At 66.5% G+C, this 21,132-nt stretch carries 19 protein-coding genes and 4 pseudogenes; 10 read left to right on the plus strand and 13 right to left on the minus strand.

The features are described 5' to 3' along the window. Nucleotides 1-53: 53 nt before the first annotated feature. The 3 genes and pseudogenes from AC0IX7_RS10460 to AC0IX7_RS10470 form a co-directional block, all read right to left on the minus strand. The gene (locus tag AC0IX7_RS10460; RefSeq protein WP_471811770.1) at nt 54-617 is read right to left on the minus strand and encodes a cytochrome b; all 564 of its coding nucleotides are present in this window, start codon (nt 615-617) and stop codon (nt 54-56) included. 35 nt (nt 618-652) lie between these two features. Beyond that, nucleotides 653-1,438, minus strand: coding sequence for a SapC family protein (locus AC0IX7_RS10465; RefSeq protein WP_187505154.1), 786 nt, complete (start codon nt 1,436-1,438; stop codon nt 653-655). A 307-nt stretch (nt 1,439-1,745) separates the two neighbouring features. Continuing rightward, a pseudogene (locus AC0IX7_RS10470) lies at nt 1,746-3,145 on the minus strand (FAD-binding oxidoreductase). A gap of 219 nt (nt 3,146-3,364) precedes the next feature. On the opposite strand from AC0IX7_RS10470, the gene AC0IX7_RS10475 reads away from it, so the two are divergent. From AC0IX7_RS10475 to AC0IX7_RS10485, 3 genes are all read left to right on the plus strand, one after another. Continuing rightward, a complete protein-coding gene (locus AC0IX7_RS10475; RefSeq protein WP_471811772.1) occupies nt 3,365-3,733 on the plus strand; it encodes a hypothetical protein in 369 nt (122 codons plus the stop codon). Nucleotides 3,734-4,001: 268 nt separating this feature from the next. Next, nucleotides 4,002-5,681, plus strand: coding sequence for a DEAD/DEAH box helicase (locus AC0IX7_RS10480; protein WP_471811774.1), 1,680 nt, complete (start codon nt 4,002-4,004; stop codon nt 5,679-5,681). A gap of 5 nt (nt 5,682-5,686) precedes the next feature. Beyond that, nucleotides 5,687-6,205, plus strand: coding sequence for a thioredoxin family protein (locus tag AC0IX7_RS10485; RefSeq protein ID WP_471813835.1), 519 nt, complete (start codon nt 5,687-5,689; stop codon nt 6,203-6,205). 450 nt (nt 6,206-6,655) lie between these two features. Here the strand turns inward: AC0IX7_RS10485 and AC0IX7_RS10490 are convergent, their stop codons facing one another. The 10 genes and pseudogenes from AC0IX7_RS10490 to AC0IX7_RS10535 form a co-directional block, all read right to left on the minus strand. Continuing rightward, a complete protein-coding gene (locus AC0IX7_RS10490) occupies nt 6,656-7,270 on the minus strand; it encodes a glutathione S-transferase family protein (RefSeq protein ID WP_471811776.1) in 615 nt (204 codons plus the stop codon). Between the two features lie 183 nt (nt 7,271-7,453). Beyond that, nucleotides 7,454-8,038, minus strand: a complete 585-nt coding sequence (locus AC0IX7_RS10495; protein WP_471813837.1) for a dienelactone hydrolase family protein — start codon at nt 8,036-8,038, stop codon at nt 7,454-7,456. Nucleotides 8,039-8,052: 14 nt separating this feature from the next. Continuing rightward, a pseudogene (locus AC0IX7_RS10500) lies at nt 8,053-8,106 on the minus strand (hypothetical protein); the annotation flags it as partial. Beyond that, the gene (locus AC0IX7_RS10505) at nt 8,100-8,321 is read right to left on the minus strand and encodes a hypothetical protein (RefSeq protein ID WP_471811778.1); all 222 of its coding nucleotides are present in this window, start codon (nt 8,319-8,321) and stop codon (nt 8,100-8,102) included. The gene AC0IX7_RS10505 and the pseudogene AC0IX7_RS10500, both read right to left, overlap by 7 nt. A 34-nt stretch (nt 8,322-8,355) precedes the next feature. Beyond that, nucleotides 8,356-9,060, minus strand: a complete 705-nt coding sequence (locus AC0IX7_RS10510; RefSeq protein ID WP_471811780.1) for an MBL fold metallo-hydrolase — start codon at nt 9,058-9,060, stop codon at nt 8,356-8,358. Nucleotides 9,061-9,062: 2 nt separating this feature from the next. Beyond that, the gene (locus AC0IX7_RS10515) at nt 9,063-9,212 is read right to left on the minus strand and encodes an MBL fold metallo-hydrolase (RefSeq protein WP_471811782.1); all 150 of its coding nucleotides are present in this window, start codon (nt 9,210-9,212) and stop codon (nt 9,063-9,065) included. Nucleotides 9,213-9,875: 663 nt separating this feature from the next. Beyond that, nucleotides 9,876-10,553, minus strand: a complete 678-nt coding sequence (locus AC0IX7_RS10520) for a DUF1013 domain-containing protein (protein ID WP_254688307.1) — start codon at nt 10,551-10,553, stop codon at nt 9,876-9,878. A 110-nt stretch (nt 10,554-10,663) separates the two neighbouring features. Further along, complete coding sequence (locus tag AC0IX7_RS10525) at nt 10,664-11,698, minus strand: glycosyltransferase family 4 protein (RefSeq protein WP_471811784.1); 1,035 nt, start codon at nt 11,696-11,698, stop codon at nt 10,664-10,666. A 176-nt stretch (nt 11,699-11,874) separates the two neighbouring features. Then, nucleotides 11,875-12,744, minus strand: a pseudogene (locus tag AC0IX7_RS10530) (UDP-2,3-diacylglucosamine diphosphatase); the annotation flags it as partial. A gap of 244 nt (nt 12,745-12,988) precedes the next feature. Beyond that, complete coding sequence (locus tag AC0IX7_RS10535; protein ID WP_471811786.1) at nt 12,989-13,969, minus strand: NAD(P)H-quinone oxidoreductase; 981 nt, start codon at nt 13,967-13,969, stop codon at nt 12,989-12,991. Nucleotides 13,970-14,093: 124 nt separating this feature from the next. On the opposite strand from AC0IX7_RS10535, the gene AC0IX7_RS10540 reads away from it, so the two are divergent. From AC0IX7_RS10540 to coaD, 7 genes and pseudogenes are all read left to right on the plus strand, one after another. Next, nucleotides 14,094-14,288, plus strand: coding sequence for a DUF1192 domain-containing protein (locus tag AC0IX7_RS10540; RefSeq protein ID WP_176501302.1), 195 nt, complete (start codon nt 14,094-14,096; stop codon nt 14,286-14,288). 304 nt (nt 14,289-14,592) lie between these two features. Next, a pseudogene (gene clpA / locus AC0IX7_RS10545) lies at nt 14,593-16,910 on the plus strand (ATP-dependent Clp protease ATP-binding subunit ClpA). Between the two features lie 502 nt (nt 16,911-17,412). Beyond that, nucleotides 17,413-19,065: a GGDEF domain-containing protein gene (locus AC0IX7_RS10550; RefSeq protein ID WP_471811787.1), complete on the plus strand. Its 1,653-nt coding sequence runs from the start codon at nt 17,413-17,415 to the stop codon at nt 19,063-19,065. Nucleotides 19,066-19,197: 132 nt separating this feature from the next. Continuing rightward, nucleotides 19,198-19,353 carry a hypothetical protein gene (locus AC0IX7_RS10555; protein ID WP_471811789.1) on the plus strand — a complete coding sequence of 52 codons (156 nt, stop codon included), beginning with the start codon at nt 19,198-19,200 and terminating at the stop codon, nt 19,351-19,353. 54 nt (nt 19,354-19,407) lie between these two features. Then, nucleotides 19,408-19,647 carry an exodeoxyribonuclease VII small subunit gene (locus AC0IX7_RS10560; protein ID WP_056060585.1) on the plus strand — a complete coding sequence of 80 codons (240 nt, stop codon included), beginning with the start codon at nt 19,408-19,410 and terminating at the stop codon, nt 19,645-19,647. A gap of 13 nt (nt 19,648-19,660) precedes the next feature. Beyond that, a complete protein-coding gene (locus AC0IX7_RS10565; protein WP_471813839.1) occupies nt 19,661-20,551 on the plus strand; it encodes a polyprenyl synthetase family protein in 891 nt (296 codons plus the stop codon). Nucleotides 20,552-20,573: 22 nt separating this feature from the next. Continuing rightward, on the plus strand, nt 20,574-21,080 hold the full coding sequence (gene coaD, locus AC0IX7_RS10570) for a pantetheine-phosphate adenylyltransferase (protein WP_332798779.1): 507 nt from the start codon (nt 20,574-20,576) through the stop codon (nt 21,078-21,080). Nucleotides 21,081-21,132: the final 52 nt, after the last annotated feature.

The raw sequence follows: 21,132 nt of genomic DNA on the forward strand, positions 1-21,132 counted from the left end.
CCCTTGTTGCGACGCACCGCAAATAATTTTTCGCGCGGCGTTCTACCGACTGTTCAGCGACGCCGGAAAACCGGGGCCATCCGCTCCAGAACCGGATCGCGGAGCAGCACGTGATGACGCAGCGCGGCACCGATATGGAGGACGACGAGCGCCAGCATCATCCAGCCCAGAACGCCGTGCGCGTCATGCCCCAACCGACCCGTCGCGACCGACACCGGCAGGTAAGGAATGTCGAACAGACCGAACCAGTTCAGTGGCGAACGCTTGGCGCTGCCCGACACCATCAGCCACCCGGTCAGCGGCAGGGCGATCATGAATACGTAGAGCAGCGCGTGCGCGGCATGCGCGAGCGCCTTTTCCCACATCGGGGTATGAACGGGTAGCGGCGGCGGGCGATGCGCCAGCCGCCACGCGATCCGTCCTGCGGTCAGCACCAGCACGGTGATGCCCAGCGCTTTGTGCGCCCCCATCAGGCTGCGCAGCGCCAGCACTGAATCATGCAGGAGGCCGACCGCAATGTTGAAGATGACCAGCAGCGCGATCGTCCAGTGGAACCAGATCGCCACCCTCGAGTAGCGGTCCGGCACGTGTCCGTTCGGACGATCCTGCGCTGCCATGTGTCTTCCTTCGATAGAGGGCTATGCCGTCGCGATCATACGTTGAACGGGGTCGGCGCGGCCATCTGAGGCTGCGGCGTCTGGCCGAGCTGCGCCTGGCGCGCGAAGATGTCACGCATCAACGACAACGAGAAGAGGTGTGCGTAGAGCAGCGGAAGCATGCCCGACTTGCTCATCTTGCGCAGCGCGTCGCCGCGCAGGTCGATCAGCTTCTCCTCGTTGATCATCTGGAAGCCGCGATAGACGAACGGCTGCTCGGCACCATCGGGCTGGATCGTGACTTCGCCGTCCATCAGCAGGTCGAGCTCGCGCAGTTCCTTCATGAAGTTCTGCGTGCGTGCGCCGGCCTGTTCGAACGACTCGTTGAAGCCGAGGATGTTCTTGGTCAGCTCGGTCGGCTGGCCGTTCTCGAACAGCGCATCGCCGTCCTCGAACTCGCCGAGCGTCGGCGAGGTCGGATCGAAGCAGAGCGACAGCTCCTGTGCGTCCGGGTGCAGGCGCGCGAGCATGTACGGGTAGCGACGGACATAGGCGGGAACGTAGAACGTGCTTTCGGTCAGCTTGCCGTCGTCACCGACGAACACGTTGACGCCCTCGTTCAGGCCCATCAGCGCGAGCGGGATCGCATCGTCGCCGGTCGAGAAGACGATCGGCATGTGGCGCTGGACCAGCGGGAACTCGTCGACGGTGATCGGGATGGCGTGCTGGCCGACCAGGAACGGCGCGCTGTCCTGCGGGCGGACCTTGTAGTTGGCGTGCGTGTCGCTCGAGAGCGGCTCGAGGCCGTTGTAGAAAAGCGGAAGCTGGGCGGCGCTGGCCATGTTACTCTCCGGATCGGTCAGATTTGAGCCGGCGGCTGGTGCCACCGATTGGGGCGAGGCTGTATGGTGCGGGGCGGGCTGGTGCAAGTGTGACGCGCTTTTCGAGGGTGGGACGCGTGGTTCGGCTTCCGCGATTCCTACCCGCCGAGTGCTCCTTCGATCCTCCCCCGCCAGGGAGGTGGCTGGCACTTGCCAGACGGAGGGGGCGGAAAGGGAAACCTCTGTTCCGTGTCCTCCCCCTCCGTCACCTTCGGCGACACCTCCCCTGGCGGGGGAGGATCGAGCAATTCCGATGTTGCGGGTCGCGCTAGACGAGCTTGCCGGGGTTGAGGATGCCCAGCGGGTCGAGTGCGGCCTTGATCGCCCGGAGCGCGGTCATCCGCGCCGGCGACGAGAGGCGTTCGAGTTCGTCGCGCTTCATCTGGCCGATGCCGTGCTCGGCCGAAATCGAGCCGCCCGCCGCCGTGACGAGATCGCCGACGAAGCGGGTGACGACTGGCGCATCCTCGGCATACCAGTGCGCAGGGTCGGTGCCGGGGGCGGCGCGGACGTGGAAATGGACGTTGCCGTCGCCGAGATGGCCGAAACCGCTGGCGTGCGTACCGGGGAAGCGCGCGTCGCACACCGCCGCCGCCTCGATCATGAACCGCGGCATCGTCTCCACGGGAATCGAGATGTCGTGCTGCGTCGCGGGGCCGAGCGCGCGTTCGGCGGCGGACAGCGAGTCGCGGAGCAGCCAGAATGCGTCCGACTGGGCTTCGCTGGTGGCGATCGTGGCGTCCTCGATCGCGCCGTCCTCGAACGCCTTGGCGAGCAGGCGTTCGAGGAGCGAGCTGGGGGATTCGCCTTCGGTGGAGGCCTCGGTCGCCTCGATGAGGAGGTGCCAGGGGTGGTGACCGGCGAGCGGGGCGCGGGCGTTCGGGAGATGCGCCACCGCCGCGTCGAGCGACTCGGCGGGGAGAATCTCGAAGCTCTCGATCGCGTCGGTCTTCGCCTGCATCGTACGCAGGAGTTTCAGTGCAGCCTGGGGGACCTGATGCCGACCCACGCCGTACCGCGCGCCGCGATTGCCGGAGCGAGGCGGAGCGTAGCCGCGGTGACGATCGCCAGCGTGCCCTCCGCGCCGATGAACAGCTGGTCGAGGTCATAGCCGCGATTGTCCTTCTTCAGCGCGGACAGGCCGTCGTGGATGCTGCCGTCGGCGAGCACCGCCTCGACGCCCGCGACGAGGCCGCGCATCGTGCCGAACTTCAGGACCTGCGTACCGCCGGCGTTGGTCGAGACGAGCCCGCCGATCGTGGCGGTGCCGCGCGCGCCGAGCGTCAGCGGGAAGCGCCACCCCTGCCCTTGCGCGGCGCCGTCGAGGTCGGCGAGGATCACGCCGGCCTCGGCAATGGCGAGCCCAGCTTGCGCATCGACGCTGCGGATGCGGTTCAAGCGACGGAGCGACAGGATCAGCGCCCTGCCGTCCGACGGCGCGGTCGCGCCGCCGACCATAGAGGTGTTGCCGCCCTGCGCGACCAGCGGCACGCTGTGTTCGGCCGCCGCCTTGACGATCAGCGCCACCTCCGCAGTCGAGCTGGGCGACAGCATCGCGGGCGCCGCGCCGTGAAAACGGCCGCGCCAGTCGTGCAGCCAGGGATCGATGTCGGCGGGGTCAGTGACGATCGCCTTGGCGTCGAGATGCGGCGCGAGCGCGGCCAGCATCGCGGCTTGCGAAGGCGTCAGGGTTGCTGTCTGAATTTGAACCACGTGAGCAGCGCTGGACAAAATTCATCGCGCGTTCAACGATTGGCCCTAACGGTTACGTCAACATGATCCATCCCGCGATTCCCGCCACCCTGCTCGCGCTTGCGGGCCTTTCGTCGCGGCCCCTTTTCTGCGGGCGGGCGCGATGTCCCCCAGCCTGGATTCGAGCTGGACGGCGTGCAGGTCGCGCAGATCTCGATCCACCAGCGCGTCATCATCCGCGTGCCCCGGATGAGCCGGGCGCCGGCGCGGACCTTCTCGCCGCCGCGGGAGTGGAAGGAGCATAAGGGCCCCAAATGCATCGCGGTCGCCGAGATCGCCGGCGCGATGCTGAACAAGGAGGGCGCGGTCGACCTGGTGATGGACGACACGACCCGGCTGCGCGCGCGGCTCGACGGCGACTGCAGGCCGCTCGATTATTATTCGGGATTCTATCTGCGGCCGGGGCCCGATGGCCTGATCTGCAAGGATCGCGATGCCATCCGCATGCGCTCGGGCGCGCGGTGCGAGATCGATGGGTTCAAGAGTTTGCGGCTGAAGAAGTAGCGGGGTCGGGCCGCTAACGTGCTTGGCGGATGCAAGGTCACCTGTTCCGTCATCCTGACGAAAGTCAGAATCCAGAGTAACTGACGGTACGCTGCTTGGCCCTGGATCCTGACTTTCGTCAGGATGACGGGATTTTGCGGAAGTGCGCCAGCCACCGGTGCCTCTCCATCCTCCATTCACCGCGTTTCCTTGACATTTGTCGCTAAATCGGCGAGCGCCGGAACGCTTGAGGGCAGTGCATTTCACCCTCCATTTACCGGACATTTGCATGAGTTTTGCCGACCTCGGCCTCTCCGACGAACTGCTCAAGGCAGTCACCGACTCCGGCTATACCGAGCCGACCCCGATCCAGGCTGGCGCGATCCCGTCCGTGCTGATGATGCGCGACATCATCGGCATCGCCCAGACGGGCACCGGCAAGACCGCGTCGTTCGTGCTGCCGATGATCGACATTCTCGCGCATGGCCGCAGTCGCGCGCGGATGCCGCGCTCGCTGATCCTCGAGCCGACGCGCGAACTCGCCGCGCAGGTGGCGGAGAATTTCGAGAAATACGGCGTCAATTCGAACCTCTCGATGGCGCTGCTGATCGGTGGCGTGTCGATGGGCGACCAGCTCGCTGCGCTCGAGAAGGGCGTCGACGTCCTGATCGCGACGCCGGGCCGGCTGATGGACCTGTTCGGGCGCGGCAAGATCATGCTCAACGGCTGTTCGCTGCTGGTGATCGACGAGGCGGACCGGATGCTCGACATGGGCTTCATCCCCGACATCGAGGAAATCTGCACGAAGCTGCCGAAGCAGCGCCAGACGCTGCTGTTCTCGGCGACGATGCCGCCGCCGATCAAGAAGCTGGCGGACAAGTTCCTGACCAATCCCAAGACGATCGAGGTGTCGCGCCCGGCGTCGACCAACCTCAACATCAAGCAGTATCTGGTGCCGGTGCCGAGCCAGACCGCCAAGCGCGACACTTTACGTAGGATTCTGGCGCAGGAAGAGGTGACCAACGCGATCATCTTCTGCAACCGCAAGACGACAGTGCGCGACCTGAACAAGGTGCTGAAGCAGGCGGGCTACAAGTCGGGCGAGATCCACGGCGACATGGAACAGCCGCAGCGACTGGCCGAGCTCGAACTGTTCAAGACCGGCGCGGTGACGATCCTAGTCGCGTCGGACGTCGCGGCGCGCGGGCTCGACATCAAGGGCGTGTCGACGGTGTTCAACTATGACGCACCGTGGCATCCGGACGACTATGTTCACCGGATCGGCCGGACGGGACGCGCGGGGGCTACGGGCACGGCGTACACGTTCGTCGCGCCCGACGATGCCGAGAATATCATCAATATTGAGAAGCTGACCGGGCAGACGATCGAGCGGTTGAAGGGTGCCGAGCCCAAGGCTGCTGCGGCACCTGCCGTGACCGAAGACGAGGGCACGGCGCGGCGCGCACGGCCGCGTCGCGGGGCGCGGTCCGAGACGTTTGCGCCGGTGCCGGTTGCGGCGGCGGTTGCCGAGGAGTCGGATCGGCCACGTACGCGGCGGGTGCCGCGGGCGGATACGGTCGCCCCGGCGATCGTCGCCGAAGTGCTGGCTGCGGCCGAGCCGGTTGCGGCGGCCAAGCGTCCGCGCTGGGAGCGTACGCCGATCGACGAGCCCGTGCCCGCGGTGAAGCCGCGCGTTGCGGAACCGGCACGGGTCGAGCCGGTGCAGGTCGAACCGGCGTATGTCGAACCGGTTCGTGCCGCGCCTGCGCGGTCGGAGCCGGTGCGGTCGGAACCGGTGCGTTCGCAACCTGTTCGTTCGGAAGCCGCGAAGGTCGAACCGCCACGGACGGAGCGCATTCCTGCGGATCCAACCGGTGGTCGCCGCCAACCGGTCGCCGATACGCCGGCGGATGGCTGGAACGGACCATTCCCGAGCTTCCTGAATGCCGTGATCGGAGGATATGAATGATGTCGATGCGCCGTATCGCCGCGCTTGCCCTGCTCGCCACCGCGGTCGCGGCCCCTGCCGCTCCCCGTGCGAAGGTGGTGGCGCCGCATGTGAATACGGCGAGCTTCGACAAGTTGCCCCAGCCTTTGCCGCTGCCGTATAATGAGTCGGCGAACGCCAATGCGCAGGTTGCGGCAGCGCGTGCGCGGGCACTGAAGACGCACAAGCGCTTGCTGATCGACCTCGGCGGCAACTGGTGCCTCGACTGCCGACTGCTTGCGGGAACGATCGACCTGCCCGAGATGAAGCGCTTCGTGGACAGCAAGTTCGTGGTGGTGACGGTCGACATCGGCCGCTTCGACAAGAACGGGCAGATCGCTGCGGGCTACGGCATCAAGGGGCGGCTGAAGGGCGTGCCGGCGGTACTGGTGGTCGATCCGCGGAGCAATCGGTTGCTGAACGCTGGGCATGAGACCGAGCTGGCGGATGCGCGGTCGATGGGGCCTCAGGCTCTGGCGAACTGGCTGGCGAAGTGGGCGGCTTGATCCGGGATTTTGAAAAACGTTTAGCGCTTTTTTGTTGCTGACCTGAAGCGATTGACGGGGCTCGCCTGCTCCACTGCGTCGCCCTGTTTGGCTTGCCCTCACCTATCGCCGCCTTCGGCCTCTCTCCTCTCCCCGATGGGAGAGGGAATGGGTCCGAGGCAGCTTTACCGGGCGAGCTTTTGCTAGCGGTTGATGCTCGTTCGACACTGGCTTCGTCGTTGCGAAGCAGTCCGGCGCGCGCCTCTTGCTCCTTTAGTCGGGAATCCGTCGTGCGGCGTTGGTCGCGACGCAATCGGCTCTCCAGGGAGCCGGTTTATGCCGCTCCGTTCGCTCTAATCCACGCCGTCATCCTGACGAAAGTCAGGACCCAGAGCCACGGGCGTTAGCTCCTGAGATCCTGGGTCCTGACTTTCGTCAGGATGACGGGTTTGGTTGGCGGGTCGCTCGCTCTTACGCAGCGACCGGGATCAGCGCATCGTCCAGCGCGCCGGCGCGCACATAGCCCGGGCGTGCCTTCAACCGATCGGCATAGTCGGCGAACGCCGGGCGGTCGGGAAGCGAGCCGAATTGCAGGCCCCAGATGACCTGCGATCCGACATAGACGTCGGCGGCGGTGAAGCGGTTTCCAGCGATGTGATCATGCGCGGCCACCGCGCGCTCCAGCACGTCGACGGCGGTGTCGTAGCTGCCATAGCCGATCATGCGCTGCTGGCTGTCGGTGGGCACGACGCCGAGCGAGCGGTTGCTGATCGCGGCTTCGAGCGGGCCGGCGGCGTAGAACAGCCAGCGATAATAGGCGGCGCGTTCGTCGGGGTGCGGTGCGAGATCGGCGTCGGGGAATACATCGGCAAGATACGCGCAGATCGCGGCGCATTCGGTGACGGTCTGGCCGTTGTGAACGATCGTCGGGACCTTGCCCATCGGGTTGATCGACAGGAACGGCTCGGTCTTCATCGTCGAGGCGTAGTCGAGGACGACGGTGTCATACTCAGCGCCGACTTCTTCGAGCATCCATCGGGCGATCCGGCCTCGCGACATCGGGTTGGTGTAGAGCGTTAGCGTCATGCGGGCCTCCCGAGAACGGATCGTGAACGAAGATCTCATGGAGTAGGGCCGCGGTCAAGCGGCTGCTAGCGAAGTAAGCTTGTTCTCCCGCGAAGGCGGGAGCCCAGGCTGGGCTCCCGCCTTCGCGGGAGAACAGGGACGTGGAGGGCTGGGCTCGGTTGCGGGCCCCTCAACCTTCCCCCGTTACACCAGCGCCTTGTCGAACAGCGCGAGCATCCGCGCCCAGGCCTTGTCTGCCTGGGCTGCGTTGTAGACCTTGCTGTCGGGCGGGCACCAGCCGTGCATGGTGCCTTCGTACACCTCGATCTCGGCCGGCAATTTCGCTGCTGCGAACGCGGTACGAAGCGTGTCCTTTTCGGTGGGCGAGCGGGCGTCGTCGTTGGCGGCGATCGCGATCAGGTACCGGCCCTTCATCTGCGGGATCAGGAGATGCGGGCTGTCGGGTTTGTCGGTGACGAAGCCGCCGCCGTGGAAGGTCGCGCCGGCGCGGATGCGGCTCGGCACGGCCGCGGCGGTGCGCAGGACCATCGGGCCGCCCATGCAATAGCCGGTGCTGGCCAGCCCACGCTTGCGGTCGGTCTGCGGCTGCGCGTCGATGAACGCGGCAAAGGCCTTGCGTCGCGGACGGTGCCTTCGGCGGTGAGCGCCTCGCGGAAAGGCGCGATGCGGCTTTGACCTCGGGCTGATCGTAGGATCTCGCCGGGCTTCAGGAACGGCGCCTTGGTCGAGCGGTAGAATTGGTTGACGACGAGCACCGCGTACCCCGATTGCGCGAGCCGGTCTGCCATCTGGCGGAAGGCGGGGCGGAGGCCCATGATGTCGGGCCAGATCAGCACGCCGGGGTGCTTGCCGGTGGCGGGCGCAACGAAATAGGCGTCGGCCTTGCCGTCGGGGTGGTGATCGAAACGTCGCGGCCCTTGATGACGGCGGCGTTGGCGGGGGCGGGCAGCAGCATGGCGAGACCCGCCGCGCCGGTCATGACGCCGAACTGGCGCCGCGAGACGCCGGCCAGATACGCTTCGTTATCGTCTGCGGTATGCTCGTCGCACATGGGGCTATCCTCTTGAATTTGGCCGCATGCTAACTCAGGCCGCGCGCCACCACCATACGCCATCTTGGATGTCGCGGGTCGCTCGGCCTTCGACTTCGAGGCGGCGGAGATGCGCGAGCGCTTCGCCGGTCGCCATGCCGAGGACGTCGGGGCCGATCGCGCGGCGGAACAGGCGACCGAAACAGTCGACCGCGCGGCGGGGCTCGGCGAGGAAGACGGCGAGTTCGTCGAGTCGCTCGCGGTGTTCGAGGTCCATCGCGTCGAGGCGGGTGTGGAGGCCGGTGAACGGGTCGCCGTGGCCGGGGAGGACGAGCAGGTCTGCCGGCAGCGTCTTGAGTTTTGCGATCGAAGCGAACCATTCGCCCAGCGGGTCGGCGTTCGGTTCGGTGACGCCGAGCGAGACGTTGGGGCTGATACGCGGGAGGACCTGATCGCCCGCGATGAGGATGCCGCCGGCTTCGTCGTACAGGCACGCATGTTCGGGGCAGTGGCCGGAGCCGGTGACGATCCGCCAGTCGCGGGTGCCGATGGTGAGCGTGTCGCCGTCCTCGATGCGGGTGTAGCTGAGCGGGAGGGGCGTGATGATCTTTCGGAAGCCGGCCCAGCCCTTGGCGGTGGCGTGGTCGATCTGGTCTGGGCCCCAACCTGCGCCGCGCCAGAAGGCGAGCATTTCGTGCGGGACTGACTCGCGCGCGTCGGCGGCGAGCATGCGCGCGGTGAGCCACTCGGCTCGGGTCATGATCAGGGTGCGGCATGGTGGTCGCACATCCAGCCGGCGAGGCCGATATGGTCGGGGTGGAAGTGAGTGCCGATCATCTTCGTGATGCGAGTATTGGCTTTGGGACCGCTGAAGATGGCTTTCCAGGCGTCGCGGGCTTCGGCCGTGTTCATGCCGGTGTCGACCAGCGCGTCGCCATCGGTGTCGGCGAGGAGCCAGCAGTTTACGTGTTTCAGCGGGCCGGGGATCTTGAGGCGGACCCAGTCTATGCCGGGGCGACCTCGAATACGTCACCGGCTTCGGGCTCTGCGCCGCCGAAGGGGTAGATCAGGCCCTTGTGGCTGGTCGGCGCGAAAGCTTTGCTGAGTTGGGTTGCCATCCGTTGCGGTTAGCAACTGGATGTGGCGGGAGATAGTGCCGCTGCACTGTGGCTGACGCCTGGCTAGCTGAACCACGCGACCTTCTCGATCCTCCCCCGCCAGGGGAGGTGGCTGGCACTCGCCAGACGGAGGGGAGGCAAGCGCCACCTCTGTTCCGTGTCCTCCCCCTCCGTCACCTTCGGTGCCACCTCCCCTGGCGGGGGAGGATTAGATTGGCGAATTCGTGCAAGTTCCGTCGCCCCGGATCTGTTCCGGGGTCCACCCTTCCGCGAACTATATTCTATCGATTTTGCGGGACCGTGGATGCCGGAACGAGCCCGGCATGACGGATAAGGGGGTCGCCCCCGCTTCGGGTTGAGTCTGGGCTCGGCGGTTGGCGGCCCTCGCTAGCCGTATCGTAGGAGGTGAACGCGGGCCCACCTCTACCCCCTCCCGCTTGCGGGAGGGGAAGAAAGGTCAGCGCTTGAACGGGTCGTCGAAGAGCGGCTTGACGGGGAGGACGCCGCCGTCTGCCACGAACTGTGCGTCCGCGGCTGCCTGGGTGCGCTCGGCGCGGAGCTGCTGGAGGAGCACTTCGCGGTCGCCTTCGAGGCGGGTGTCGGTGGGGGCTTCCATGCCGGCTGCCTTGGCCGCCTTCGCCACTGCTGCGTCCAACTCGCGCTGCGAGGTGAGACCCAGCGTGACCGGGTCCTTCGGGGTGATATTGGCGATGTTCCAGTGGCTGCGGTCGCGGATCGCGGCGATCGTCGTGCGGGTGGTGCCGATCAGCAGCGAAATCGCGCCGTCGGTGATCTCCGGGTGGTTGCGGATGATCCAGGCGATGCCGTCGGGCTTGTCCTGGCGCTTCGAGACCGGCGTGTAGCGCGGACCCTTGGTACGGCGGACCTGCTCGGGACCCTTGATCATCTTGAGCTGGTAATCGGGATCGGCAGCACCCTTGTCGATCTCTTCCTGCGTCACCTCGTGCGCGCGGACGGGATCGCGACCGGTCAGCTTGGTCGACGTCGTGTCGTCGGCGATCGCCTGGATCTCGAGGATGTGCAGGCCGCAGAAGTCCGCGATCTGCTCGAAACTGAGCGCGGTATTGTCGACCATCCAGGCGGCGGTCGCGTGGGGCATGAGCGGCTGGGCCACGGCGGAAACTCCGTAAAAATAGAAAGGGCCGCCCCTTTCGGAGCGGCCTGACATGAGAGAGACTTAGTGCGCGGCGGGCTATCAAGCAAGCACGCAAGCATGAGGCGGCATCAGGCCGCCATGAGCGGACGGTCCAGCGGGCGATCGAGCGGCACCAGCGCGTGCAGGAACTGGCGCGCGCTGGCCGGCCAGCTGTAGCGCGCGGCATAGGCGGCGCAGGTGACGCGGTCGCGGGTGAGTGCAGCGGCGATCGCGCTGTCGAGGTCGTCGTGCATCGCGCCGACACGGGTGTCGAGGACATCGATCGGGCCCGTGACGGGATAGGCTGCAACGGGCGTGCCGCACGCCAGGGCTTCGATCATGACGAGACCGAAGGTGTCGGTGCGGCTCGGGAAGACGAGGACGTCGGCGGTGCGATAGGCGGCGGCGAGGTCGAGGCCCGAGCGTTGGCCGAGGAACACCGCGTCCGGAAACCGGCGTGCGAGCGAGGCGCGCGCGGGGCCGTCGCCGACCACGACCTTGGTGCCGGGATGCGCGGAGGACAGGAACGCCTCGATATTCTTCTCGACCGCGACGCGGCCGACATAAAGTTGGATTGGGCCGGGCAGCGCCGCCATCTCGGGGTCGCGCGCGCCGTCGAGGCCGAACTGCGCGAAGTCGACGCCCCTGCCCCATTCGCGGACCTGATTCAGGCCGTGTTCTGCAAGCGCCTTCGCAACAGATGGCGTGGAGACGAGGATCGACTGCGCGGGGCGGTGGAACCAGCGGATGTAGCGCCAGATCCAGTCGGGGTTCGCGCCGGTGCGGGCGGCGACGTAATCGGGGAACTGCGTGTGATAGGCGCTGGTGAACGGGAGTGCGCGGGCGAGGCACCACGAGCGCGCGGCGAGGCAGACCGGGCCCTCGGTGGCGAGGTGGATCGCGTCCGGCCCGAAGCTTGCCAGCATGCGGCCGACCGCGCCGGAGCGGGCGAAGGCGAGGCGGATCTCGGGGTAAGTCGGGCATGGCATCGAGGCGAAGCGCTCGGGGGAGACTACCAGGACCTGGTGGCCGATCGATTCGAGTTCGCGCTGGACCGACTGGAGGGTGCGGACGACGCCGTTGACTTGCGGGCTCCAGGCGTCGGTGACGATCGCGATACGCATCGGTCTTCTCTCCATTTTACCCCTCTCCCCAAGGGGAGAGGGAGGGGCCCGCCGCACTTGCGGTGGGAGGGTGAGGGCACGCTTTTGTTTAGTGCGGTGGACTTGCCCTCACCCTCGCCGCTTCGCGTCTTTCCCTCTCCCCGACGGGGAGAGGATTTTGGGTTAGGCGGCCAACGCGACGACCTTGTCCTTCTGCGCGCGGCGATTTCGTCGCCCCAATGGAGCAACTCCATGCGGCCGTCGAAATGCTCGACCAACGCGGTGCAGCCTTCGACCCAGTCGCCGTCGTTGTAATATTCGATGCCGGCGATCTCGCGCATTTCGGCGGTGTGGATGTGGCCGCAGACGACCCCGTCGACGCCGCGCGCATCAGCGGCGTGCGCGACGACCTCCTCGAAGTGCGAGATGAAGGCGACCGCGTTCTTGACCTTGGCCTTGGCGTGCTTCGACAGCGACCAATAGGGCATGCCCATCCGGCGACGCGCGCCGTTGACCCAGCGGTTGAGGCCCATCAGCATCGTGTAGGCCGCGTCGCCGATATGCGCGACCCAGCGATGCGCGAGCGTGATCGCATCGAACTCGTCGCCGTGGAGCACCAGCAGGCGACGCCCGTCGGCGGTCTCGTGGATTGCTTTGCGGCGGATCGAGATGCCGCCGAAGTCGAGCCCCGAATATTGCCGGAACACTTCGTCGTGATTGCCGGGGATGTAGACGACGCGCGTGCCGCGCTTGGCGCGCTTGAGCAGGCGCCAGAGGACGTCGTTATGGGCGGCGGGCCAGTAGAATTTCTTCTTCAGGCGCCACCCGTCGATCATGTCGCCGACGAGGTACATCGTCTCGCTGTCGACGTGATCGAGGAAGTCGTTGAGCATGCCCGCGTTGCAGCCCCGCGTGCCGAGATGGACGTCGGAGATCCAGATCGTGCGGTACTGGCGCCGCTCGACGATCGGCTCCGGGATGGCGGGGCGCGAGTGGATGAAGTCGGCGATATCGGTGATGTCGGCGCCCATGATGCTAGATGGCGAAAACGTCGTTACGGCGTTCATGAGCTCGTCCCCCGGCAAGGTATCCCTCGCCGCGAGTATTAGCGGAGTATTGTTACAGGGTGGTCGCAGTCCGGTGACTGTTAGAAGTCAGCGCCGATAGCGTGTTTCCCCGCGAAGGCGGGGATCCAGTCTGGGCTCCCGCCTTCGCGGGAGAACAAGCTTTGGTTTTGATTAGCGCCTCAAGGAGACCACCCCGGCGCAGGCCGGGGTGGTGCAGTTTGAGTGGTAGGCGTTTGCCCTCCCCTCACTCCATCGTCAGCACGATCTTTCCGACGTGGTCGCCGGCTTCCATCCTCGTATGCGCGGCGGGGGCGTCAGCGAAGGCGAACACGCGGTCGATCACTGGCTTCAGCTTGCCGGCCTCGACGTGCGGCCAGACGGTGCGGGCGAGTTCGTCGGCGACCAGCGACTTGAACGCGGTGTCACGCGGGCGGAGCGTCGAGCCGGTCAGCGTCAGGCGGCGGCGCATGATTTCGAACAGGGGGACCGTCGCCGTCATGCCGCCCTGGACCGCGATCGAGACGTGGCGGCCGTCCTCCGCCAGGCATTGCAGGTTGCGCGGGACGTAATCGCCGCCGACCATGTCGAGCACCGCGGCGACGCCCTTGCCGCCGGTGATCTGCTTCACGCGCTCGACGAAATCCTCGGTCTTGTAGTCGATCGCGTGGGTCGCGCCGAGGCTGAGCGCGGCTTCGCACTTGGCCTTCGAGCCGGCGGTGACGATGATGTCGATGCCGAAGACGTTGCACAGGCCGATCGCCATCGTGCCGATCCCGCTGGTGCCGCCGTGGACGAGTACCGTGTCGCCTTCGGTGGCGTAGGCGCGTTCGAAGAGGTTGGTCCAGACGGTGAAGAGCGTCTCGGGCATCGCCGCGGCTTCGACCATCGTCAGCGCTGCGGGCACGGGCAGGCACTGGCCGAACGGCGCGACCGCGTATTCGGCATAGGCGCCGCCGGAGATCAGCGCGCAGACCGACTGGCCGATCTGTTCGTCGCCGACGTCTTGGCCGACCGCGACGATCGTACCGGAGATTTCCATGCCGAGGATCGAGGGCGCACCGGGCGGGGGCGGATACTTGCCCTGGCGCTGCATGACCTCGGGGCGATTGACGCCGGCCGCGGCGACCTTGACGAGCACTTCGCCCGGCCCGGGCTGCGGCACCGGACGATCGACGAGCACCAGCACGTCGGGACCGCCGGGCTGTTCCGGGTCGATCGCCTTCATGACGTCAGGTACACTTAAGTTACTGGATTGGTTTTCGGGTATCGCGGTCATCTGCTCGTCACGTCCCTTTTGAATTCCGCGCCTTATTGACATCACTCGGGTGCGGGTCAACGTTGCAGACACGATGGACCTGGAAGACGCCCCCTCCCGTCCCGACGATCTGCTTGACGCACTTGTGCGGCAGGACCTCGATCCGTTGTCGGTCGCCGAACTCGATGCACGCATCACCGTGCTGCAGGGCGAGATCGCGCGCTGCCAGGTCAAGAAGGACCGTGCCGTCAGTCATCGCGCCATCGCTGACGACCTGTTCAGGCGGTGACCGGCGCGGCGGTGCCTCTGTTCGCTGCCACGGCATCGACCGGCACTGTTCGATCGACCATTGCCGCATGGCCCCATCCCGCCGTCATCCCAGCGAACGCTGGGATCCAGAGCCATAAGCGTCCGCGGTCTTGGCCCTGGATCCTGGGTCGAGCCCAGGATGACGGAGCAAGGAGGAGCGCCGCGTGATCTTTAACCGACGCAGGAACGGTCGGGCCACGGTTCAAGTGCTTGATGCGACCGATATCAGTTCCGACATAGTGGCAAAGGGCTTGCGTTCTCGCGGCCCGACAGGAGTATTGTAAATGCCATCATTTGCACCCGCCCTCGAGACCACGCTGCACAAGGCGCTCGAGGCGGCGTCGTCCCGGCGCCACGAATATGCGACGCTGGAGCATCTGCTGCTCGCGCTGATCGACGACGAACATGCGTCGAAGGTCATGACCGCGTGCAACGTCGAGATCGGCGAACTGAAGAATACCGTCGCGCATTACCTCGATAGCGAGCTTGATGCGCTGAAGGTCGATGCGGCGACCGACCCCTCCCCCACCAGCGGGTTCCAGCGCGTCGTCCAGCGTGCGATCCTCCACGTCCAGTCCTCGGGCCGCGACGAAGTGACGGGTGCCAATGTGCTCGTCGCCCTGTTCAGCGAGCGCGAGAGCTATGCGGTCTATTTCCTGCAGCAGCAGGACATGAGCCGCCTCGATGCGGTCAGCTTCATCAGCCACGGCGTCGGCAAGGGTGGCCAGCAGGCGACTGAAGCCTCCACGCCAAAGGGTGCCGACGACGAGAAGCCGGCCAAGGGACAGGAGAAGGGCAAGACGGAAAGCGCGCTCAAGCAATTCACGGTCGACCTCAACGAGAAGGCCAAGAACGGCAAGGTCGATCCCCTGATCGGGCGCGGGCCGGAGGTGGATCGTACGATCCAGATCCTGTGCCGCCGGTCGAAGAACAACCCGCTCTATGTCGGTGATCCCGGCGTCGGGAAGACCGCGATCGCCGAAGGCCTGGCGCGGAAGATCGTCGAGGGTGACGTGCCCGACGTGCTGTTGCCGGCGATCATCTACTCGCTCGACATGGGCGCGTTGCTGGCGGGCACGCGGTACCGCGGCGACTTCGAGGAGCGACTGAAGGCGGTCGTCAACGAGCTCGAGAAGCTGCCGGACGCCGTGCTCTTCATCGACGAGATCCACACCGTGATCGGTGCGGGCGCGACCAGCGGCGGCGCGATGGATGCGTCGAACCTGCTCAAGCCGGCTTTGTCGGGCGGCACCATTCGTTGCATCGGCTCGACGACGTACAAGGAGTTCCGCAATCACTTCGAGAAGGACCGCGCGTTGCTGCGGCGCTTCCAGAAGATCGACGTGAACGAGCCCACGATCGAGGATACCATCAAGATCCTCGCGGGCCTGCGCTCGGCGTTCGAGGATCACCACAACGTCAAGTACACGCCCGATGCGATCAAGTCAGCGGTCGAGCTGTCGGCGCGGTACATCAACGACCGCAAGCTGCCGGACAAGGCGATCGACGTGATCGACGAGGTCGGCGCGATGCAGATGCTGGTGCCGCCGAACAAGCGCAAGAAGACGATCACGCCGAAGGAGATCGAACAGGTCATCGCGACGATGGCGCGGATCCCGCCAAAGTCGGTGTCGACCGACGACAAGCTGGCACTGGCCACGCTTGAGACGGACCTGAAGCGCGTGGTGTTCGGGCAGAATGCGGCGATCGAGAAGCTGTCGTCCGCGATCAAGCTGGCGCGGGCGGGTCTGCGCGAGCCGGAGAAGCCGATCGGCAACTATCTGTTCACTGGGCCTACCGGTGTCGGCAAGACCGAAGTCGCCAAGCAGCTGTCGACGATTCTGGGCATTCCGCTCCAGCGGTTCGACATGTCCGAATATATGGAGCGGCATTCGGTCAGCCGTCTGATCGGTGCGCCCCGGGCTATGTCGGGTTCGACCAGGGCGGCCTGCTGACCGATGCGGTCGACCAGAACCCGCATTGCGTGCTTCTGCTCGACGAGATCGAGAAGGCGCATCCGGACCTGTTCAACATCTTGTTGCAGGTGATGGATAACGGGCGGCTGACCGACCAGCACGGCAAGTCGGTCGATTTCCGCAACGTCATCCTGATCATGACGACCAATGCGGGTGCCAGCGACATGGCGCGCGAGACGGTCGGCTTCGGGAATCTCACTCGTGAGGGCGAGGACGAGCAGGCGGTTCAGAAGATGTTCACGCCGGAATTCCGCAACCGTCTCGATGCGGTGGTGCCGTTCGGGTACCTCCCGACCGAAGTCGTGGCGCGGGTGGTGGACAAGTTCATCCTCCAGCTCGAACTCCAGCTGGCGGATCGCGGCGTGCACATCGTTCTCGACGACGAGTCGAAGGCGTGGCTGACGACCAAGGGCTATGACAAGCTGTACGGCGCACGACCGATGGGTCGCCTGATCCAGGAGAAGATCAAGCAGCCGCTCGCCGAGGAATTGCTGTTCGGCAAGCTGGTGCACGGCGGCGAGGTGACGGTGAAGATGAAGGACGGCGCGCTGTCGTTCGCGATCGAGCCGGCCGCGCCGAAGAAGCCGAAGAAGAAGGGCAAGGTGGAGACGGTCGACGCGAAGTAATTTCGGGTTGCGGTTGAGTTTGAAGGGCCTGACGTCGGAGCGATCCGGCGGCAGGCTTTTTGGGGCTGGGTCGGGCGGTCGTTGCGGGACGGGTCGACAGTCAGGGTTCGGTTCGGAACCGCTTGCCGCAAGGGAGCGTGTTCCCCTGCGAAGGCGGGGGCCCAGACTGGGCTCCCGCCTTCGCAGGAGAACAAGGAGCAGGTGCTGCGCCTGAATGCTTGGGCACTTCTACCCTAAACACCAGCCCCCCGACCGCCACCAGCCCTCCCCAATCGAACTTGCCCCGCCCCGCTTGCGATCCTCCCCGCCAGGGAGGTGGCGCCGGAGGCGACGGAGGGGAGGACACGGAACGCGGGTTATCCCTTACCTCCCCCTCCGTCTGGCAAGAGCCAGCCACCTCCCTGGCGGGGGAGGATTCAGTAGGGCCGGCACTAACGTTTACCGATAGTTGGGGAAGCGTTGCTAGCGTCGGGGCATGGAACGCTTGGCATGGCTGCGATGGATGATCGGTGCGCTCGCGCTGGCGTTCGGGCTTGCCGTCGCCGCGCCGGCCGTCGCGGTCACCGGAACGCCGCTTGCGGTATGCGTCCGCCCCGCGCTGCCCGGACAGACGGCGGCCGCGCTGTTCGCCGAGCCGGCCGGTTTCGACTGCGCCACCCCGCAGACGCGGTTCGGCGGCGGCGACTTCTGGATCCTGTCGCAGCGCCTGCCGACGGTCGACGGCGACGACGCTACCGTACGAATCGGCAGCACCTGGGTGAACCGGGTCACGCTGTTCGTGCTGTATGCCGACGGGTCGATCCGCCGGACCGGCTTCACCTCGCGCACCGCCGGGCGCTCGCTCGGGCTCGGCGCGGTGATCGTCCAGCCATTGCCGCGACACGATGCGACGCCGGTCCGGCTGCTCTGGCATGTCGAGGGCGCGGCGAACCTGCGCGGGTTGATGCTCGGCCCGGCGATCGCGAGCCACGACCAGCGCGACACTACCGAGATATTGCTGGCGGCGCTGTACGGCGGCTTCGGCGGCATGGCGATCGCGCTGATCGTCTACAATCTCGCGCTGTGGGGCGCGCTGAGGCAGGCGTTCCAGCCGGCCTATTGCCTGCTGGTGCTGTGCCTGCTCGCCTATGCGCTGACCTCGTCGGGGGCGCTCGGGCAGATGCTGCCGGGGCTGGACAATAATGATCGCCAGCGGCTGAACGCGCTGTTCCTCGCCGGTTCCGCCGCCGCCGCTCTGCTGTTCGCGCGCACCTTCTTCGAGCGCGCGGTGTTCGCCGGGTGGCTGCGCCCGGCGAGTACGATGGTGATGGCGGCGTTGCTGTTCACCGGGCTGGTATGGGCGGCCTTCGCGCCGTGGCATTTCCATATGCTCGATACGCTGCTGGCGAGTGCGTACCTCGCGCTGCTGGTGCTGATACCCGTCGTCCTCTTCCGGGCCTGGCGCGCGCGGAGCAATTTCCTGTGGCTGTTCGCGCTGGCGTGGAGCGTACCGATCGTGGTGGCCGCGCTGCGCGTCGCCAATGCCTTCGAACTGCTCGCGTGGAGCATCTGGCTCGACAATTCGACGATCCTGTCGATGGCGCTCGAATCGATGCTGTCGAGCCTGGCGATCGCGTACCGGATCCGGCTGCTCAGCGTCGAGCGTGATACGGCGCGCGAACAGGAGATCGCCGCACGGCTGCTGGCGGATACCGAGCCGCTGACCGGGCTGCTCAATCGGCGCGCGTTTTTGGCGCAGGCGATCGGGCGGCCGGGCGACCAGATGCTGCTGATCGCGGATGTCGATCACTTCAAGCGCGTCAACGAGAGGATCGGCCATGACGGCGGCGACGAGGTGCTGCGGGTGGTGGCGCGGGCGCTGCGCAACGCGGTGCCGCCCGACGCACTGGTGGCGCGGATTGGCGGCGAGGAGTTCGCGATCCTGCTCGACGCGACCAGTGCCATCGCGCCCGACGCCGTGCTGGAACGCCTGCGCAGCCAGCGTATGCCGTTCGACATCGTGGTGACCGCGAGCATCGGCGCGTGCACCGGGCCCCTGCTGTACGAGAAGGACTGGAAGCTGCTCTATAACTGCGCCGACCGTGCGTTGTTCGCGGCAAAGGCGGCGGGGCGCGACCGCGCGCGCGAGGCGCCGCCGGTGTGCATCGCCGCCTGACCGCCGTCTGCCCATCGTCTGCCCGCCGGGCGACTTGTCGGCGAAGGCGATTTGCGACATGATCGCGCGCATTGCCGGGGGGACAGGATGCGGAATCGTAAGGGAATGCTGGTGCTCGCAGGGGTGATCGCGTTGACCGCCATCGCCGTGCGCCACCCGACCGTCGACCTGCAGCTGGTCACGCATGATTCGCGCGATCCTTCGCCGCACCGAATGCAGGCGGCGGTCGACTTCCGCCTGGTCGGCGTGTCCGTGCTGTATACCTGGACGGTGAACCGGTTGCGCTGAACACGGGCGCCACGTCCTTGACCCTCGTCCGGTGCCTGCGCCATAGCGGCCGGCATGGACACGCCGATCGAAGACCTCGCGTTCGAGGATGCACTGAAGGAACTCGAGCTCATCGTCGGGAAGCTGGAAAGTGGCGATACGCCGCTGCAGCAGGCGATCGAGCTGTACGAGCGCGGCAACAAGCTGCGCCAGCGTTGTGCCGACCGGCTCGATGCGGCGCAGGCGCGGATCGAGGCGATCCGGCTCGATGGCGACGGCAAGCCCGCGGGCGTCCGTCCGTTCGCGGCAGGCTGACGCGGTGAGCGACATGCCTCCCGCGCTGTCCGCGGCGCTTGCCGAGGTTTCGGCCGAGATCGACCGGCAGTTCGACGAATTGCTGGCGATTCCCGACGATCCGCGCGGCGACCTGTACCGCGCGATGCGGCATGCGGCGATCGGCGGCGGCAAGCGGCTGCGGCCGTTGCTCGTGTTCGCGACCGCCAATCTGTTCGACGTGGCGCGCGAATGCTCCGCACGGGCGGCGACTGCGATCGAGGCGATCCACGTCTATTCGCTGATCCATGACGACCTGCCGTCGATGGACAATGACGACATGCGCCGCGGCAAGCCGACGGTGCACAAGGTGTTCGACGAGGCGACGGCGATCCTGGCGGGCGACTGCCTGCACGCGATGGCGTTCGAGATCCTCGCCGATCCGGCGACCCATCCCGATCCATTCGTGCGGATCGAACTCGTCCTCGACCTCGCACGCGCCGCCGGGCCGAACGGCATGGCGGGCGGCCAGAAGATGGATATCGAGGCGGAGTCGACGCGCTTCGACCTCAACACCGTCACGCGGCTCCAGCAGATGAAGACGGGCGCGTTGATCTCGGCGTCGGTCGAGGCAGGGGCCATCCTCGGGCGCCTGCCGTCCGAGGGACGTGTCGGGCTGCGCGGCTATGCGCATGACCTGGGGCTCGCGTTCCAGATCGCCGACGACCTGCTCGACGCCGAGGGTGACGAGGCGGTCGCGGGCAAGAAACTGCGCAAGGACGAGGGCGCCGGCAAGGAGACGTTCCTGTCGCTGCTGGGCCCCGAGCGCGCGCGCGAACAAGCGCGGATGCTGGTCGACCAGGCGGTCGCGCACCTGCACAGCTATGGCAAGGAAGCCGATCTGCTGCGGGATATCGCGCGCTACGTGCTCGAACGCGACCGCTGAACCGACAACCGGAGAGTCCGACATGACCGCACGCATTGGTGTCTATCCCGGCACGTTCGATCCGGTCACGTTGGGCCATATGGATATCATCCGGCGCGGCGCGAAGCTGGTCGACCGGCTGGTGATCGGCGTCACGACCAACCCTTCGAAGTCGCCGATGTTCACGATCGAGGAGCGGATGGCGACCGTCCGCCGCGAGGTCGCCGGGATCGGCGGCGACATACAGGTCGTCGAGTTCGATTCGCTGCTGATGGACTTCGCCGAGCGGCAGGGCGCGAAGGTGATCGTCCGCGGACTGCGTGCAGTCGCCGATTTCGAATACGAGTACCAGATGGCGGGGATGAACCAGCAGATCAATCCGCGCGTCGAGACGGTGTTCCTGATGGCCGATGTCGCGTTGCAGCCGATCGCGAGCCGGCTGGTGAAGGAAATTGCGTTGTACGGCGGAAATATCGCGAAGTTCGTGCCGGAATCGGTGCGCGAAGAGGTGGTTGCGCGGGTCGAAAAGATCGGCCGCAAGGGGAGCTGATCTTCTTCGCCCCTCCCTGGAAGGGAGGGGTTGGGGTGGGTCGGGTTCCGCT

The organism is Sphingomonas sp. AC411 (assembly GCF_979253035.1).

What these genes read in the sequence shown, in the direction of transcription:
- AC0IX7_RS10460 (WP_471811770.1), bottom strand. Translation starts at nt 617, where the DNA reads ATGGCAGCGCAGGATCGTCCGAACGGACACGTGCCGGACCGCTACTCG.
- AC0IX7_RS10465 (WP_187505154.1), bottom strand. Translation starts at nt 1,438, where the DNA reads ATGGCCAGCGCCGCCCAGCTTCCGCTTTTCTACAACGGCCTCGAGCCG.
- AC0IX7_RS10480 (WP_471811774.1), top strand. Translation starts at nt 4,002, where the DNA reads ATGAGTTTTGCCGACCTCGGCCTCTCCGACGAACTGCTCAAGGCAGTC.
- AC0IX7_RS10485 (WP_471813835.1), top strand. Translation starts at nt 5,687, where the DNA reads ATGCGCCGTATCGCCGCGCTTGCCCTGCTCGCCACCGCGGTCGCGGCC.
- AC0IX7_RS10490 (WP_471811776.1), bottom strand. Translation starts at nt 7,270, where the DNA reads ATGACGCTAACGCTCTACACCAACCCGATGTCGCGAGGCCGGATCGCC.
- AC0IX7_RS10505 (WP_471811778.1), bottom strand. Translation starts at nt 8,321, where the DNA reads ATGTGCGACGAGCATACCGCAGACGATAACGAAGCGTATCTGGCCGGC.
- AC0IX7_RS10510 (WP_471811780.1), bottom strand. Translation starts at nt 9,060, where the DNA reads ATGACCCGAGCCGAGTGGCTCACCGCGCGCATGCTCGCCGCCGACGCG.
- AC0IX7_RS10515 (WP_471811782.1), bottom strand. Translation starts at nt 9,212, where the DNA reads ATGAACACGGCCGAAGCCCGCGACGCCTGGAAAGCCATCTTCAGCGGT.
- AC0IX7_RS10525 (WP_471811784.1), bottom strand. Translation starts at nt 11,698, where the DNA reads ATGCGTATCGCGATCGTCACCGACGCCTGGAGCCCGCAAGTCAACGGC.
- AC0IX7_RS10535 (WP_471811786.1), bottom strand. Translation starts at nt 13,969, where the DNA reads ATGAAGGCGATCGACCCGGAACAGCCCGGCGGTCCCGACGTGCTGGTG.
- AC0IX7_RS10540 (WP_176501302.1), top strand. Translation starts at nt 14,094, where the DNA reads ATGGACCTGGAAGACGCCCCCTCCCGTCCCGACGATCTGCTTGACGCA.
- AC0IX7_RS10550 (WP_471811787.1), top strand. Translation starts at nt 17,413, where the DNA reads ATGATCGGTGCGCTCGCGCTGGCGTTCGGGCTTGCCGTCGCCGCGCCG.
- AC0IX7_RS10560 (WP_056060585.1), top strand. Translation starts at nt 19,408, where the DNA reads ATGGACACGCCGATCGAAGACCTCGCGTTCGAGGATGCACTGAAGGAA.
- AC0IX7_RS10565 (WP_471813839.1), top strand. Translation starts at nt 19,661, where the DNA reads ATGCCTCCCGCGCTGTCCGCGGCGCTTGCCGAGGTTTCGGCCGAGATC.
- coaD (WP_332798779.1), top strand. Translation starts at nt 20,574, where the DNA reads ATGACCGCACGCATTGGTGTCTATCCCGGCACGTTCGATCCGGTCACG.